General features: G+C 68.7%; 13 protein-coding genes. 8 read left to right on the plus strand and 5 right to left on the minus strand.

Going from position 1 to position 15,490, the window contains the following annotated elements:
- Positions 1 to 79 precede the first annotated feature (79 nt).
- The 5 genes from DEIMA_RS01920 (at position 80) to DEIMA_RS01940 (ending at position 6,443) form a co-directional block, all read left to right on the plus strand.
- Complete coding sequence (locus tag DEIMA_RS01920; protein WP_013555546.1) at positions 80 to 1,210, plus strand: hypothetical protein; 1,131 nt, start codon at positions 80 to 82, stop codon at positions 1,208 to 1,210.
- 100 nt (positions 1,211 to 1,310) lie between these two features.
- Positions 1,311 to 2,780, plus strand: a complete 1,470-nt coding sequence (locus DEIMA_RS01925) for a hypothetical protein (RefSeq protein ID WP_013555547.1) — start codon at positions 1,311 to 1,313, stop codon at positions 2,778 to 2,780.
- Between the two features lie 18 nt (positions 2,781 to 2,798).
- Positions 2,799 to 3,275, plus strand: coding sequence for a hypothetical protein (locus tag DEIMA_RS01930; protein ID WP_013555548.1), 477 nt, complete (start codon positions 2,799 to 2,801; stop codon positions 3,273 to 3,275).
- Positions 3,272 to 4,678 carry a hypothetical protein gene (locus DEIMA_RS01935; RefSeq protein WP_013555549.1) on the plus strand — a complete coding sequence of 469 codons (1,407 nt, stop codon included), beginning with the start codon at positions 3,272 to 3,274 and terminating at the stop codon, positions 4,676 to 4,678. Before DEIMA_RS01930 ends, DEIMA_RS01935 begins: the two co-directional genes overlap by 4 nt.
- Positions 4,679 to 4,766: 88 nt before the next feature.
- On the plus strand, positions 4,767 to 6,443 hold the full coding sequence (locus DEIMA_RS01940) for a hypothetical protein (protein ID WP_013555550.1): 1,677 nt from the start codon (positions 4,767 to 4,769) through the stop codon (positions 6,441 to 6,443).
- Between the two features lie 84 nt (positions 6,444 to 6,527).
- On the opposite strand, the gene DEIMA_RS16665 is transcribed toward DEIMA_RS01940, so the two are convergent.
- The 3 genes from DEIMA_RS16665 to DEIMA_RS17690 all read right to left on the minus strand — a co-directional run bounded on the left by DEIMA_RS16665 (position 6,528) and on the right by DEIMA_RS17690 (position 10,068).
- A complete protein-coding gene (locus DEIMA_RS16665; protein ID WP_013555551.1) occupies positions 6,528 to 7,535 on the minus strand; it encodes a serine hydrolase domain-containing protein in 1,008 nt (335 codons plus the stop codon).
- Between the two features lie 89 nt (positions 7,536 to 7,624).
- Positions 7,625 to 9,079 (minus strand): hypothetical protein, encoded by a 1,455-nt coding sequence (locus DEIMA_RS01950; protein ID WP_013555552.1) that lies wholly within the window; start codon positions 9,077 to 9,079, stop codon positions 7,625 to 7,627.
- A gap of 338 nt (positions 9,080 to 9,417) precedes the next feature.
- Complete coding sequence (locus tag DEIMA_RS17690) at positions 9,418 to 10,068, minus strand: hypothetical protein (RefSeq protein WP_148234871.1); 651 nt, start codon at positions 10,066 to 10,068, stop codon at positions 9,418 to 9,420.
- A 307-nt stretch (positions 10,069 to 10,375) separates the two neighbouring features.
- Here DEIMA_RS17690 and DEIMA_RS01960 point away from each other — a divergent pair, with 307 nt between their 5' ends.
- Both DEIMA_RS01960 and DEIMA_RS01965 read left to right on the plus strand, forming a co-directional pair.
- On the plus strand, positions 10,376 to 11,197 hold the full coding sequence (locus DEIMA_RS01960; protein ID WP_013555554.1) for a nucleotidyltransferase family protein: 822 nt from the start codon (positions 10,376 to 10,378) through the stop codon (positions 11,195 to 11,197).
- A complete protein-coding gene (locus DEIMA_RS01965; RefSeq protein WP_013555555.1) occupies positions 11,194 to 11,946 on the plus strand; it encodes a metallophosphoesterase family protein in 753 nt (250 codons plus the stop codon). Before DEIMA_RS01960 ends, DEIMA_RS01965 begins: the two co-directional genes overlap by 4 nt.
- A gap of 98 nt (positions 11,947 to 12,044) precedes the next feature.
- On the opposite strand, the gene DEIMA_RS01970 is transcribed toward DEIMA_RS01965, so the two are convergent.
- Both DEIMA_RS01970 and DEIMA_RS01975 read right to left on the minus strand, forming a co-directional pair.
- Entirely contained in the window at positions 12,045 to 12,380 is a 336-nt protein-coding gene (locus DEIMA_RS01970) for a hypothetical protein (protein WP_013555556.1), read from the minus strand.
- Positions 12,377 to 13,018: a ParA family protein gene (locus tag DEIMA_RS01975; protein WP_148234872.1), complete on the minus strand. Its 642-nt coding sequence runs from the start codon at positions 13,016 to 13,018 to the stop codon at positions 12,377 to 12,379. The genes DEIMA_RS01970 and DEIMA_RS01975 overlap by 4 nt, the downstream gene beginning before the upstream one ends.
- Positions 13,019 to 13,275: 257 nt before the next feature.
- On the opposite strand from DEIMA_RS01975, the gene DEIMA_RS01980 reads away from it, so the two are divergent.
- A complete protein-coding gene (locus DEIMA_RS01980; protein WP_013555558.1) occupies positions 13,276 to 15,423 on the plus strand; it encodes a HelD family protein in 2,148 nt (715 codons plus the stop codon).
- Positions 15,424 to 15,490 lie beyond the last annotated feature (67 nt).

The raw sequence follows: 15,490 nt of genomic DNA on the forward strand, positions 1-15,490 counted from the left end.
CGCCCACCGCGGTCATCAGACCTGTCTCCACCCCCCCAGAAGACAGCCAGTACCCCGCGACACGCGGGAAGGAGCCCCGATGCGTCAACCCTCCCCCCTGATCCTTGCCACCCTGGCCCTCGCCCTCGGCGCGTGCATGCAGACCCCGGCGGCCACGCCCGCACCGGCACCGTCCGGTGAACTGGTCACCCTGACCCTCAACGCCCCGTTCGGCCCGATCAAAACGCAGGGCCTCCCGGGCGGCGCGGGCACCGTCAATACCCTCAAGGTGGTCGTCCACGACGCGAGCGGGCACGCCGTGACCTTCGATGGTCAGAACGTCTATCAGGCGGACGGCCCCCAGGCGTACCTGCAGCTGGACGTCACCTCCCCCAACCTCAAGGTCGTCCTGCCCAAAGGCACGTACACCTTCGAGAACATCGGCAAGAACAGCACCTCCGGCGCGTTCCTCGCGTACGGCACGAACGCGGACGTGAGCCTCACGGACCTGACCACAAACGTCAACCTGAGCGTGCACACCCTGCTCGACCCCGCCCACCTGGCGCTCAGCCCCCGCATGCCGGTGTCGTTCACGTCGACCACGGACGTGCTGGACCTGCGCCTCCGCGTGCCCACCCCGCTGAGCGGCAACGTGGCGTACGACGTGCCCCTGAGTGACTATGACGTCACCTACGACGCGCCGCTGACCACCACGCTGGGCGCCAGCCCGCTCGGCACGCGCCTCAAGGTGATCGGCAGCACCGACGCGACCGCCATCAACGCGACCGCCACCGTACAGGCCTGGGTTGCTGACGGTCCGGAACACGCCGCGCGCCAGACGCGCACGGTCACCGCCACGTTCCCCCTCAAGGTCGACACCATCAGCGCCGACCTCGGCGTGCCCGACGTGACGCTGGACGAACTGCCGGTGGCGGTGCAGAACCTGCCCCTGCAGGTCAGCGGCACCGCCAACGACCCCGAGAGCCGCGTCGCGGCCGTGCAGGTGTACGACGGCACCACCCTGATCGGCAGCACCAACCCCGAGGATGACGTGGCCGCCATCACCTTCGGCGAGGACGGTACGGGCGCCACGTCCACCGCGTGGACGATGACCTGGACGCCCGACAGTGACGGCGCGCACGACCTGACGGTCATCGCCACGGACCCCCACGGTAACGAGAGCCGCGCGCAGCGGAACGTGGACGTCCTCGCGTACATTCCCGGCGTCTGAGGCCCCGAGGAGCGCTTGGGCGTGAAGGTCAGCCCTTTCACGCTCAAGCGCTCCTCAGCGTCCGCACGAACCCTCCCCCTCGCCCGACTGAAGGAGCCTCATGACCCGTCAACGAAACTTCGCTCTCGGCCTCGCCGCCCTTACCCTCAGCCTCGCCGCGTGCAGCCAGACCCCCGCGGCCCCCGCCCAGAGCAGCGACCTCGTGAGCTTCACGCTCACGGCGCCGCTCAGCGCGGTCCGCACGCAGGGCCTCCCCCTCGATGACCAGGGCGCCCCGGTCATCAACACCGTCGACGTCCGCGTGTACGACGCCAGCGGCCAGCCCGTGCTGTTCAACGGTCAGAACGTGTACCAGAGCGGCGGCGCGCAGCAGACCCTGACGCTCACGCGCGAAACGCCCAAGACCAGCGTCCTGCTGCCGCGCGGCACGTACACCTTCGAGAGCAGCGGCCTCGCGACCGGCGGGGAATTCCTCGCGTACGGCAAGACGGCCCTGCAGGACATCACCGCCACCCCGGCCGTGAACGTCACGCTGCACACCCTCGCGGAAGAGGACGCCGCGACGTTCAGCAGCAAACTGCCCGCCAGCGCCGCGTTCACGCGCGACGAGTTCGACCTGCGCCTCGCCGTGCGCAGCCCCAGCGCCAACAACGCGCATCACAGCGTCCCCCTGAGCGATTACACCGTCTCGTACGACGTCGTGAACGACCAGGGCACCCCGGACGCCACGCTGGGGGAACTGCTGGTGAGCAGCAAACTGGGCGCCCGCGCCCGCGCGCTCGGCACCGTCGACGCTCAGAACCTGAACGTGCGCGCCACCGTCCGCGCCTGGGTCGCCACCGGCGAGCACACCGCCGAGCAGATGACGTTCACCAAGACGTTCACGCTGCCGTTCAGTGCCACGGCCATGCAGGCCGACTTCGAGGCGCCCACCCTCACGCTGGACGCCGTGAACGCCCAGGCCGGACGCCCCACGCAGCTGCGCGGCACCGCCAGTGACAACGCCAGCATCGCCAGCGTCCGCGTGTACGACGGCGCCCGCCTGATCGGCAGCACCGACGACGCCGACGCCACCGCAGACACCGAGGTGTTCCCCGTGCTGTTCGACGGGTCCTCCTGGACGCTCGACTACGCGCCGGACGCCGCCGGTGAGCACGATTACACCGTCATCGCCGCTGACCCGTCCGGCAACGAGCGCCGCGCGGAAACCACCGCGACCCTCACGAGCGCGAACCTGCTGCCCGTGCTGCGCCCGACGCCCGGCTTCGACGGTCAGGTGAACTTCAACGTCACCAGCGGCTCCGACACGTGGTACCTGCTGGACCTGCGCGCCATGAACCCGAACTTCTGGTTCGACTCGCACAACAACTGGGGTGACGGCTGGGGGTACGCGCAGCGCACGTACCACGCCACCCTGCACCGCAACGCGGACATCGCCCTGCCCACCAGCGTGAACGACGACGGCTGGCACTCCATCAGCTACGGCACCCAGAACGCCACCAACCGCCTGTACTTCTGGCACGTCACCGGCACAAGCACCGGCAACGTCATCATCGAAGCGTACAACTGAGCGCCCGGGAGACCCTGCATGAAACGTACCCTTTCCCTCCTTGCCCTGCTGGCGTGCGGCGCGGCCTCCGCTGCCCCGCTCGACCTCGGCTTCAGCGTCGGCATTCCCCGCGCGGGCCTCGTCCCCCTCGACCTGAGCGCGACCGCGCCCCTGTTCACCACGGGTGACCTGACGATGTGGGCGCGTGCGGACGTCACGTTCGCTGCGGGCGCGTCGCTCGTGCCCGCATTCGGCGCGACGCTGATCGCTCAGCCTGCCGAGTCGTACGGCGCGTACCGCCCGTTCGTCGGCGTGGGCGCCACCACCATCAGCGCGTCCACCGGCACGCAGATCCGCCCGACCGTGCTGCTCGGCGTGCAGACGCGCCTGAACCGCCCCGGCCTCGAAGGGCTCGGCGCCCGCTTCGACACCGCGATGGTGTTCATGAACGGCGGCCCGCGCTTCAACGCTGCCCTCGGCCTCACGTACCGTCTGCCCCTCGGCGGTCACCAGTGAAACGCGCGACCCTTCTGACGGCCCTCCTGCCCGCCCTGCTCGCGGCGTGCGGCGGCAACGGCGGCGGCAGCGTGAGCATCATCGGCGTGGACCCCAAAGCCGAACTGAGTGTGGACATCACCGGCCTGCCCGCCGGGGCGGGCGCGAACGTGACCGTCCAGGGCCCTGGCGGCACCGTGGTGCTCACGAGCAGCAAGGTGTTCCATGACCTGCCGCTCGGCACGTACACCGTGCGCGCGCAGACCGTCACCGCCGACGGCGCGCCGTACCTCGCCGCCGTGACACCCGCCACCACGACGTTCACTGAGCAGGCGCAGCGCGCCACCGTCAAGGTCCGCTACGACCTGCCGCTCGTCGGCCAGCTCACGCTGAACGTCGCGGGCGTCCCCGACGGGCAGAGCACCCAGCTGCACATCAGCGGCCCGAACGGCTTCCAGAAGGACCTGCCGGGCCTCGCCACGCAGACCCTCACGGACCTCGCCGCCGGAACGTACACCCTCACCGCTGACGCCGTCCGCGACCAGAACTTCACGTACCCCGCGACCATCGACCCGTCGACCTTCACGGTGGAGCGCGGCCGGACGCGCACCGCCAACGTCAGCTTCGCCCGCGACCCCCGTTACGGCAACCTCAGCGTCCACGTGCTGGGACTTCCCGAGGGCGTCACGGGCACCGTCACCGCCCAGCTGCCCGGCGGCGCGCCCCGCAGCCTCACCGGCAGCGGCGTCCTCACCGACCTGCCTGTCGGCACGTACACCCTCACGGGCGCCGACGTGCGCACCAACGGCCTGACGTACCGCGCTCCCAGCAGCCAAGTGCAGATCCAGGGCGCCACCACCGCCGCCAGCGACGTGACGTACGCCCCCATCACGGGCCGACTGAACGTCGTCGTGAACAGCCCCGTGCCGGTCCCCGCCGGGCAGATCAGCGTCACTGCCAGCGGCCAGCCCACCCGCGCCGTGACCGCCACCACCACCTTCGATGACCTGACGCCCGGCACGTACGGCGTGCAGGCGCAGCCCTTCACTGCCGGCGGCTGGACGTACGTGCCGACCATCGAGGGGGCCGTCACGGACGTCACCGCTGGCAACACCGCCGGGGCGACCGTGACGTACGTGCCGCTGACCGCGCGTCCCGGCATCACCCTGGACTTTATTGCGCCGACCGTCACGCTCGCGCCCACCCTCGACGGCAACCAGCTGCACGGCACCGCCAGCGATGCGAGCGGCCCCGTGAAGGTGCAGGTGTACGTCGGCGTGGATCTCCTTGGCGAGGTGAGCGCGACGGACGGGATGTGGGCGGTCGAGTGGCCCAACGCCACCCCGGACACCACCGACGTGACCGTCATCGCCACGGACGCGAACGGCAACAGCAGCCGCGTCCACGGCACCGTGACGCGCTGACCCGCCCTGTCAGGCCGCCCGCGCGGCCTGACGCGCCCTGCTTTCCCTGACCGTCCAGCCCACTGCGACGCGTCCGCCAAGGAGCCCCATGACCGCACGTCGTCCTTCCCTTCACCTCGGCCTGCTCAGCCTCCCGCTGCTTCTCGCAGCGTGCGGGCAGGGTACCCCCACCGCCACGCCCACCAGCGCCGGCCTTGTCCAGCTGCACCTCAACGCGCAGGCCCTCCGGGGCACACTCGCGCCCCAGACGCTGCGCCCGCAGGGTGCCCCCACGGACGCGGCGGGCGCGCCGCCCGCCGCGCAGATGACCATCACAGTGCGTGACCGCCACAACGCCGTCGTCACGTTCAAGAACGGCGTGTACGCGCCCGACGGTGACGGCGACGCCGCCGTCCGCCTGAACGCCGCGAACGGCTTCGACGCGGCGCTGCTGCTCCCGGCCGGCACGTACAGCTTCGAGAACGTCACCAAGGACCTTGGCCAGAACGGCGCGAGCACCGACACGCTCCTCGCGTACGGCCCGGAGAGCGAGAACACCCAGCAGATCGACAAGGTGAACACCACCGTTCCGCTGAAGTTCCACGCGGTCGTCGACCCGAACCAGAGCCGCCTCGACTTCGTGGAGACCGCGCACAAGGTGTACATCAACGACGCCGCGAACCTCCGCGTGTTCGCCCGGACGGGCGCCGTGAATGGCGTGGCGTACACCGTGCCCACCACGGACCTTGCGCTCGGCCAGACGCCGTACACCATCGCCGACCCGGCACAGGGCACCCTCGGCGCGTCCAGCCTGCTCGGCGTGAACGTCAAGGTTGCCGGCGGCCTCAACGCCCAGCAGCTGAACGTCACGGCGTCCCTGCGCGCCTGGGTGCGTCAGCCCGGCACCGACACGGCCGCCCTGCAGCCCATCAGCCTGAACTACAGCGCCCCCATCGAACTGCAGTCGCCGAAGGTGCCAGCCACCATCGCCTCCCCCGGCGCCAGCTGGAACGCGCCGAACACCCTCACCGGGACCGCGGAGAGCGTGAACGGCCTCTCGAACGTCCGCGTGTACGACGCGGGCGTGCTGATCGGCAGCAGCGACCCCGCCGACCAATCCGGCAGCGTGGCTGCCGTGACCTTCCTCAAGGACCTCTACGGCAACAACACCCCGAACTGGACCATGCCGTGGTCGGCGGCGCCTGGTCCGCACACCCTGTCCCTGCGGGCCACCGACGCAGCTGGCAACGTGACCCTCACCACGCCGTTCAGCACGGTCTACTCTGGTGACTTCGAGGCATGGACGGCGAACCAGTGGTCGTCCGCACCCCTCGACCAGACCCCCACGGGCCGCATCTACCTGGGCCCCTTCGCTTACAGCGACGGCACGACCCTCAGCGTCGGCAGCCTGCCCGAGCACCACAAGGTGACGGTCACGTTCGACCTGTACATCAACAACAGCATGGACGGTCAGCAGTTCAACGACGAACGCTGGACGCTCAGCGTGGCAGGCGGCCCCATCCTCCTGAGCACCAACTTCGCCAACGTGAGCGGCTTCATGCAGGCGTACCCTGGCAGCCTGCCGTCCGGCAGCTTCCCCGCCCGCACTGGCACCATCGAGAACAACACCCTCGGCAACGACGGCTACGGTGATTCCGTCTACCGCATCACCAGGACCTTTGACCACACCGGCAACACGCTGGACCTGACGTTCGCCGGGTATGGCATTCAGGACTACGGCGACGAAAGCTGGGGTCTTGACAACGTCCGCGTGAGTGTCCAGTAACTGCACAGGCGTTCACAACAAGGAAGAGGGCCACGCACGTGGCCCTCTTCCTTAATTCTTGACCTGCCGAAGACGCGGGAAGCCCTACTCCAGAAGCACGCGTGACACTTCCACCTCGGCGTGCAGGCCGTGCAGGGCGTTGTTGAACACCACCCCGGCCCGCTGCCGCTCCGGCACGATGAAGGCCACGCCGTGGATGCCCATCAGGCTGCAGCGCTGCTTGTACACCAGCTGCTCGCCGCTCGATTCCACCTCCCACGCGAGCGTCCGCGTCCGCCCGCGCTCCAGCGGCGAGACGGGCGTGAGCAGCTCCTGCGCGGACGATGCCGACAGCAGCGCTTCCCCCGTCGCCGTGACGCTACCACGCAACACGAACTGTAGGTACGTCAGGATTTCCTGGACGGTGAGCCTTAGGCCTCCTGTGGGCGCGACGTACGGCCCGTACGTGGGCCCGTTGTACCGCGCCAGCGTCTGGTCCGGCGTCAGGACGTACCCCCACGCCGGGTGCGTGCCCGGCGTGGGCGGCTCGTGCAGGAATCGAGCGTGCGCCAGGCCGACCGGCCGCAGCAGCCGCTCGCGCAGCACCTCCTCGAACGGCCGGGCCGTAATGAGCTCGATGATGCGGCCCACCAGCAGGTAGGCCACGTCGCTGTAGCTGTACGTCCCGACCGGTTTGCGCTGCGTGATGGTCGAAAGGCGGGACACGACGGTCGCGAGCGTCATGTCCCCGCTGGGTGCCAGGCGCTGCGGTGGCCCGAACCCGGCGGTGTGCGTGAGCAGGTGCCGGACCGTCAGCGTACGCGCGGTGTCCGGGTCTTCGAGCGGCAACCCGGGCAGGAAGGTGGCGACGAGCGCGTCCAGGTCCAGCTGGCCGGCGTCGCGTAACTGGAGGGCCAGCGTGGCCGTCATGGTCTTGGTGATGGACCCGATAGGGAACGTCGTGGCGGCGTCCATGGCGCGGCCCGTTTCGAGGTCGGCGACGCCGTACGAGAGGTGCTGCGTGTCGTGACCAACCTGCGCAGCGACGGCCATGCCGGGAACATGCCGGGTCTGGCTGAGGCGAGCGAGAAGGTCAGGGGTGAGGTGCGGCATGCGGGGCATCCTTCCAGCCTGGGGTGCATGAAGCACGAACGCAAGCGCGGGGGTCGCTTGCGTTCGTGCGGAACCTGGTGGCGCGGGGCTTAGGGGAGCGGCTCGGGTTCGACGCCAGGCACCACGTACGTCACGGGCTCGCTGACGTTCTGAGCTGCGTCGTACGCCGAGATGACCAGCACGTCGCCGGGCTGCACGCCGGATTCGTTGTTGAAGAACACGAACATGTTCGTGCTGGTGGGGTCGTTGTCATTGTCAGAGGTCTGCGCCGTGCCGATCAGTTCGCCGTTGCGGAAGACGCTGCCGGATACGGCGCCCACATTGTCCGTGACCGTGAAGGACAGGAGGCCGCCGGACGCGTAGATGCTGTCCTGGTTGATGACCGGCGCTTCGCGGTCGTGGAAGCTGACCTCGAACGTCTGCGTCTGGCGGGTTTCGTTGCCGGCGCTGTCCTCGGCGATCAGGGTCAGCTCGTGCGCGCCCATAGCGGGCGTCCAGGCGGTCTGCCAGGTGGTGCTGCCGTCTTCGAAGGTGATGGGGGCGGCCCCGGCATCCTGCTCGTCTTGCGCGGTGCTGGCCACCAGTTCCACGCCGTCGAACAGGCGCACGGCCTCCACGCGGCCCCCCTGATCCTCGGCGGTGCCGCTGACGGTCACAGGGCTGAGTTCCTGGTTGACCGTCAGCGTCGCGGTCGGCGCGGTGACGTCCGTGCTGATGCTGTTGAGGACCACCGGGTGCGTGAACGAGACGTTGAACGTCGTGAGCGTCGCGTGCTCGGCGTTGGCTTCATCCTGCACCCAGGCGGTTACAGGGACGGTCACGGTCACGCTCGGGTCGCTGGTGGTGCCGACGGCCGTGACGACGGTGCCCAGTTTGCTGGACTTCGCGGCGTTGACGACGCCGTTCGTGGCGGTGTACGCGCCGACGCTGTAGTCGTTGAGCGGAACGTTGAAGGTGTCGGTGCCGCCGTCGCCGTTGTCGAGGGCGTGGCTCTTGGCGCGCAGGCGCAGGTCCAGCTTGTCGCTGGTGTAGACCGTGTCGGTCGGGAGCGCGAAGCCGAGCGTCGTGTCGTCCGTGTTGAGGACGGTGTGCACGGTGAGGCGGACGTTGCTGTGCTGCGCGTTGACGGCCGTGGCGTCGCTCAGGTTGTAGCCGAGCAGGGTGTTGCTGGTCGTGGATTCGTCCGTGCCGTCTTTGAGGATGGTTTCAAAGCGGTAGTCCTTGGCGGGCAGCAGGACGTCGACGCTGAAGTTGTTCGCGGCGTTGAGGGTGAGGAAGGTGTCGCCGTCGCCAGCAGGGGCGTACACGCCGTTCTTGAACGTGACGAGGTGACCGTCGGCGGTCGTCACGATCACTTTGAGGTGCGTGCGCGCGGGCGTGAGGCCGCTGGGGATGCCCTGCGTGCTGAGGCCGCCGAGGGGGCTGAGGTGCAGTTTGATGTTCTGCGCGTCGACCGTAGGGGCGCTGGGCGTGCTGGGTGCCGTGCAGGCGGCGAGCAGCAGGGGGAGGGTAAGCAGGGCAAGCGGACCGGAACGTAAACGCATGGGCACTCCAGGGGGGATGGGGGGGTGGTTGTGTGTTGCGGATGAGCACAATATGTGTCTCTTTAGTGTACGTCAAAAAAACTCTCACGAACGATGTTGGAGGCCCTACGAGTGCATTCTGGGATCGGCTTTTTAAGCCTTGCAGGTCATGCGCCGGGACGCCTCAGCGAGTATGAGAACTTTCGCGGACCGCCCATAAAACACCGCCCCCGGCGGACTGCGCTCCTGACTCTGACCAACCGGGGCCGCAGAAGGTGCTCCACAGCAAGCGACGTTTAAGAAGGCCGCCTCGGTGCGTGGTTAGGGCGCAAGCTTCGGAAACATCACTCCTGAAGTGCCTACGCGCCCGCGCCCCACAACGAGGGTATGTTCCAGAAAGGCATGTACTCATGCCAGCCCACGAAAAGCGAGAACACCGCGTGAATGACGGGCGATGATGCGAACGCAAGCACGACGTAGCGGGCGAATTCACTGAACCGCATGCGCAGGACGAGTGGCGGGAGCAGCAGGGTGGTCGCTGCTGGAACGCCGTAGTAGATGGGCCACGGCATGCCAGCGTTGGCGCCGAACCGGGCAAAGTACATACCGACGATGACCACGATGAAGGCCAGGCTGGCCGTTACGCCCGCTGTAGGCGTGACGGCTCGGGCCCGTAAGGTCCACCTGAGAATGTAGATGTAGACCACCAGGGTAACGACGATAAACACGAAAAACCGAATTGAGGACATGACCAAAACTAAGGATGGTGGGCTCAGCCTGAAAACCAAAACTCTGGGTTTTATTATCAAGAATAAAATATTAAATAGCACCTTTTTATAGAGAAGGGGGCGGCGGTGTGCTACGACCTCTCTAAAAACGCGGCGTGATCCGATCAACCTGAGAAAGGTTCCGTACGAGGGCTTCACCGAGAGGCACCCTGCTGCGGCAAGCACCTGCGCAGACAGCGACAGCCACGGCGCCGAGCGCGCAGGGCGGTCCCGCAGCTGCAAGAAGCCAGTGTGCGCCTTTCAGAACGCGTGGAAGTTGGGCTGCGCGGCCTTACCGGGCCGCCACTGCAAGGACCAATCCCGGTGTCTCCCGATGGTTTGAAGTGCGCGCGGCTCCATAACGGGCTTGCGTCCTGCCGAGACTGGCCCACCGGTTGCGTCCTGTCGACTCTGCAGCATGAGGGGAGCGTCAAGCGGCGGTGCTGGCGTCCCTGAAGAACTCTTGCTTCGCGTCAAACCTGACAGCCACCCGCACCCTCCACCCTGAACGCATGACCACCCCTTTCCCACTCGTCGCTGGCGGGCCGTCATGACCACGGGTCACCACGTACTCGACGAGCGTTCCCGCGACTTCTACATTCAGACGCTGACCGTTCTGAACGAGGCCGGCCTCCCCTACCTGCTGGGCGGCGCGTACGCCCTCGCGCGGTACACCGGCATTGAGCGGCACACCAAGGACCTCGACCTGTTCACCCGCCCCGAGGACGCCCCCCGTGTCCTCGATGCGTTGCGGCGCGCCGGGTACAGCACGCACACCGCCTTCCCGCACTGGCTGGGCAAAGCGCACCAGGGCGACGATTTCGTGGACATCATCTACAGCAGCGCCAACGGCGTCGGCACTGTCGATGACGAATGGTTCGAGCGGGCCACGGCCGACGAGGTGTTCGGCGTGCCCGTGCACCTCGTGCCTGTTGAGGAGCTGCTGTGGCACAAGGCGTACGTGTGCGAGCGCGAACGGTTCGACGGGGCGGACGTCGCGCACCTCATTCGCGCGAAAGCGGAGGACATCGCCTGGGGGCGCCTCGTGCAGCGGTTCGGGCCGCACTGGCAGCTGCTGTTCGCGCATGTGATGATGTTCGGCTTCGTGTATCCGGGGGAGTCGCACCGCATCCCCGAGAAGTTCATGCAGGGCATGCTGAGCCGCCTCACGTCGCACGACAACCTCAACCCCCCACCCGGGAAGGTCTGCCTGGGGACCCTGCTGTCCCGCGAGCAGTACCTGCCGGACGTGGAGCGCTGGGGGTACGCGGACGCGCGCGAAACGCAGGGGTACATGCAGCCGCAGGACATCACCACATGGACAGCCGCCATCGGCCAGCCGGACCCGACGCCCCCTCAGGAGGACGTATGACGCGCACCGTTCGTATTGCCGCTGTGAGTGACATTCACTGCACGAAGACGTCGCAGGGTACGCTCGCGCCCCTGCTGACGCAGGCGGCCCGTGAGGCGGACGTGCTGCTGCTGCCCGGCGACCTCACGGACTACGGCCTGGCGGACGAGGCGCACGTGCTCGTGCGCGAACTCGCGGGCGTCCGCGTGCCGGTCGTGGCGGTGCTCGGCAACCACGATTTCGAGAACGGCACGCCCGACGACGTGCGCGGCATCCTGAGCGACGCGGGCGTCACCATTCTCGATGGGGAGGCGTGCGAGGTGCACGGCGTCGGGTTCGCGGGGGCCAAGGGATTCGGGGGCGGGTTCGGGCGGTTCACGCTCGGTGCGTGGGGCGAGGCGCCCATCAAGGCGTTCGTGAAAGAAGCGCTGGACGAGGCCATGAAACTCGAAGCGGCCCTCGCGCGGCTGCGCACACCGCAGCGCGTGGCGGTCCTGCATTACGCGCCGGTGGCGGCCACGGTGCAGGGCGAACCGCCCGAGATCTTCCCGTTTCTCGGCACCAGCCGGCTGGAGGAGCCCCTGACCCGTTTCCCGGTGGCGGCGGTGTTCCACGGCCACGCACACAACGGCGCGCCTGAGGGCCAGCTGACGAACGGGACGCCCGTCTTCAATGTGGCGTTGCCGCTGCTGCGGCAGCACCGGGCGGACGCGCCGTACCACCTGCTGGAACTGAACCCGGAGCCAGCGGACGGGACCCCCACGGCCTGACCCGGCGTGGACGCTGACGCGCAGGCCGATGCTTCAGCATCGGCCTGCGCGTCATGAAGGCACGGAGGACTCGGGCCGTATGGCCGTTCCGTGCGGGGTTAGCGGGGCAGGTCGCCGTCCACGGTGGCGCGGAAGGTGTCGTCGCTCAGGTACCGGGCGATGAGGGCTTCCATGACGTCTTCGAGGCGTACGCGGTGCCCGAGGTCCTCTTCCAGCGCGAGCATGTGGCGTTTCAGGCCGAGGCGCAGGCTGGGTTTGAGTTTCGTGGAGAACGTCTCGCGCGCTTCCGGGCGGGCGGCGGGCACGGCCGGTTCGGCTGGCCGGGTGACGCGTGGTGCCGGCGTGGCGGGGGTCGGCTCGGGCGCGTCCTGTTCGGCGTCCTCGGTACCGCGTTGCGCGCGCAGGGCGCGCAGGCCGGCGCTGAGGCCGCTCACGCGTCCACCCCGATGCGGCGCAGCAGTTCGGTGGTGACGGCGCCGTAGTCGCGCCAGCACTTCCCGGCGAGGTCGTTGCCGCGCACGTCGCGCACGAGCGTGGCGGCGTTGTTCGCGTCGCGGAACGCTTCACTCTGACGCACGCCCGCCTTGAGGGCGGGGATGTTGTTTTCGGTGAGGGCCTTGCGCGCGAGGGCTTCTTTCATGCTGCGCGGGCGGATCATGGTGAGCAGGGCGGCGTACCGGTCGGCGGGGATGCCATGCCGGTCGAGCACCTCGATGGTCTGGATCATGCCGTCCATGCCGGAGAGGTCGGGGGTGGTGGGAAGAATCAGCTGGTCGCTGTTTTCGGCGAGGTCGAGCAGTTCGGTGTCTTCGGGGCCGCCGCGGGAGTCGATGACGACCGCGTCGTAGTCGCCGGCGCGGGCGAGCATGGCGGCGCTGCCGACCTTGAAGGGGAGGCGCCCGCCGCGCCCCCAGGCGCTGGCGGTGCGGATGCGGTCACCGTCGGCGAGCAGGACCTGCAGGCCGCGGTCGGCGAGGTGCGCGGCGATGTGAACGGCGGAGGTGGTCTTGCCCACGCCACCTTTCAGGCTGGCCAGTCCGATGATCAGCGGTCCAGAACGTTTGTTACTCATCTTGCTGGCAGTGTAACAGGTCATAAAAGAAACCAGTAGGGAAACAAGAAAATCAGAAAACAAATTTACTAGTAAACAGATCAGAAAGTTTTCTGCTCACCTGCTCAGCTGACCTGCCATCCACCCAAAAAACCTGTCAGACAGCGAAAAAAGCAGCCAGTGAGCAAGACGGTCAGCCTGCTGATCAGCCCGCCACGCAGCCCACGGCGTCGTCACGCTCACAACGCCCCCCGCACGAACGCACTACCTTAGGGGGCGTGACGACCGCCCCTCACCCCACCCACCCCGACCACCCCCAGGAGGCCGCTCACCTGCAGGGCACCATCCAGGCGATGCTCGAACGCATCAACGCCTGGGAAGACCGCGACCGCAACGTCGGCGCGGACCTCGAAACCAGCGTCACCATGGCCGACGTCGCCGAGGAGCACGCCGCCGTCCTCAGCCCCCACGTCCACGCGCCGTACTTCGGGAGCCTGCGCGTGCGCGTCGGCGGCAAAACCCACACCCTGTACATCGGTAAGCACGCCTTCCGCGACCTGAAAGGCCCCCACAGCGTCACCTCCTGGGAATCCGACGTGGGCAGCCTCTTTTACAGCGAAGCGCTCCGCTGGACGCCCAAACGCGGCCCCGAAGGGACCATCCTGCGCCGCCGCCAGCTTGACGTCCGCGACAAGACCCTGCGCGCCGTCGTGGACCTCTACGACGTGGACGCCGGCGGCGACACCGGCGGACGCGAGGAAGTGCTGCTCCGCCGCCTCGCCGAAGGCAGCACCACCGGCATGCGCGACGTCGTCGAAACGCTCCAGCCGGAACAGAACGACGCCATGCGCGCCCCCGCCGGCACCCACACCCTCATTCAAGGCGCCGCCGGGTCCGGGAAGACCACCATCGGCTTCCACCGCCTCGCCTGGATGAGCCACCCCGACCGGGGCGTGCACATGGCCCGCCCCGAAGCGTGCATGGTCCTCATGCCGAACGCCGTCCTCGCCAGCTACGCCGCGCGCGTCCTGCCGGGCCTGCAACTCGAAGGCGTCACGGTCACCACGCCCGAAACGTGGGCGGTGGGGTTCCTGGGCCTCGAGAAGCTCGAAATCACCGACCGCACCCTCACGCTGCTCCTCACTGACCGCGACAACACCCGCCGCGCCGCCGCGTGGCGCAAAGCCAAACTGCTCGGGGACCTGCGCATGCTGCAGGTCGTCCGCCAGCACCTGCACGGCAAATTCCGCGCGGGCCTCGCCGGCGCGGACCTGCGCCTGAACGTGGAGGTCCGCCGCGCGCCCCTCACCCTCACGCTCGACCACGCCACGCTCAGCGGTCTGCTGGAAGACGTTCTCGCGCGCGACCCGCTCGAAGGGTACCGGCACGCGTACCGCGCCGCCCTCGAAGCGGAAGTGCTCGCCCGCGCCAACGCCAGCGACGCCGAGGAAGCCGGCGTGCTCCGCCAGGTGGCGCAGGACCTCACGCGGCTCCTCGGGCGGGTCTTCGGCAACGTCCTGCCCGTCAGCGAAGCGCGGCGCCTGCTCACCGACGAGGCCGCCCTGCGCGCCGCCGCCGACGGCATCCTCAAGGACCGCATGATTGACGTGCTCCTCAGCGACCCGCTCACCGCCGTACCCCGACCGCGCCGCGCAAACGCCGACGTCACCGAACTTCCCCTGATGCTCGCCGTGCAGGCCCTGATGGGCGGCCTCGGGCGAGTCGTCGGCCGCACCCTCGAACCGTACGACCACCTCGTCCTCGACGAAGCGCAGGATTACAGCCCGCTCCTGTACACCCTGCTGGGCCGCGCCACCCGCCCCGGGCACCTCACCGCCCTCGGCGACCTGAACCAGGGCCTGCACGGCTACAAGGGCCCCAGCCAGTGGGCGGACGTGCAGGCCGCGCTGGGCGGCGGCACGCAACTCACCCTCACGCGCACGTACCGCAGCACCCGGCAAATCACCGCGCTCGCCGCGCAGGTCGCCGCAACGTACAACCGCGCGGGCGCCGTGGTCGGCGTGGACCGCGACGGCCCGGAAGTGCTGCGCCTCACGGGCGGCGGCGTCCCGCACCTCGCCGCGCAGGCCGTGAAGGCCATGCAGGCCGCCGGGCACACCAACATCGCCCTCGTGACGCGCCGCACCGCCGACGCCGACGCCCTCGTGCCGCAACTGCAGGCGCACGACGTGGACTCGCAGCCCATCACCAACGAACAGGCCCGTTACCGGGGCGGCGTCGTCATCCTGCCCGTCAACCTCGCCAAGGGCCTGGAATTCGACGGGTGCGTCGTGGTCGGCGCGGACGCGGACAACTACGACCCGGACACCGAGTACGAGAACCGCCTGCTGTACGTGAGCGCCTCGCGCGGGCTGCACATGCTCGCGCTCGTCGCGCAGCGCGACCTGCACCCGCTGCTCGGGTAACGCTTACAGGGGAGAGGGGCAGTCACCGGGCTGCCCCTCCTGACGTTGAGGGGGCCGCCGACCTGGA

It is taken from the genome of Deinococcus maricopensis DSM 21211 (assembly GCF_000186385.1).
Classification (GTDB): Bacteria; Deinococcota; Deinococci; order Deinococcales; family Deinococcaceae; genus Deinococcus_B; species Deinococcus_B maricopensis.